1 protein-coding gene is annotated in these 648 nt (G+C 35.5%); it reads left to right on the top strand.

The window, feature by feature from the left end; genetic code table 11:
• The coding region (locus FC37_RS06545; protein ID WP_056945562.1) for a pyridoxamine 5'-phosphate oxidase family protein at positions 1 to 306 on the top strand (306 nt) is incomplete at its 5' end.
• Positions 307 to 648 lie beyond the last annotated feature (342 nt).

Raw genomic sequence — 648 nt, 5'->3', positions numbered from 1 at the left:
TTAGTTTACTTATCAACTGTTGATGCTGATGGTAACCCACAAGTTGGTCCTAAGGGCTCAATGACTGTCTTAGACCCAAGTCACTTACAATACCTTGAAAAGACCAAGGGTGAAGCTTACGAAAACATTAAGCGCGGTTCAAAGGTTGCTCTTGTTGCAGCTGATGTTCCATCACACACTGCAGTTAGGGTACTTGCTACTGCAGAAGTTCACGAAGATGATGACTACGCAAAGAAAGTTTTAGCTAAGACTGAATTTCCAAATGCATTCGTAGTTAACTTAAACATCGAAGAAGTATTTGCATAAAACTTAATTTATATGAAATTGAGTCAGGGAAATCTGGCTCTTTTTTAATCAAAAATATCTTGCTTCATTAAAATATTCATGATATTCTAATATAAATCTTTTTTAAACGAGGACTATCATCATGAATTATTTAGACGCTAAGGCAATGTTAACTTCATCTAGCTCAAGTTCTTCTAACTGAACTTGAGTAGTTTTGGCATACAGATAATTCATAGCCTGAATCTACTCATGATAATTAAGTAGGTTCAGGCTTTTTCTATGGAGGAAAACTATGGCAGATAAACAACCCAACAATAACCTAAAACGCTCAATTGGTTTTGGTTCAGCCATTTCCATCGTAAT

Origin of the sequence: Lactobacillus gallinarum DSM 10532 = JCM 2011 (assembly GCF_001434975.1) — a bacterium.
Lineage (GTDB): Bacteria > Bacillota > Bacilli > Lactobacillales > Lactobacillaceae > Lactobacillus > Lactobacillus gallinarum.
This window is presented reverse-complemented; position numbering and strand designations above follow the sequence as displayed.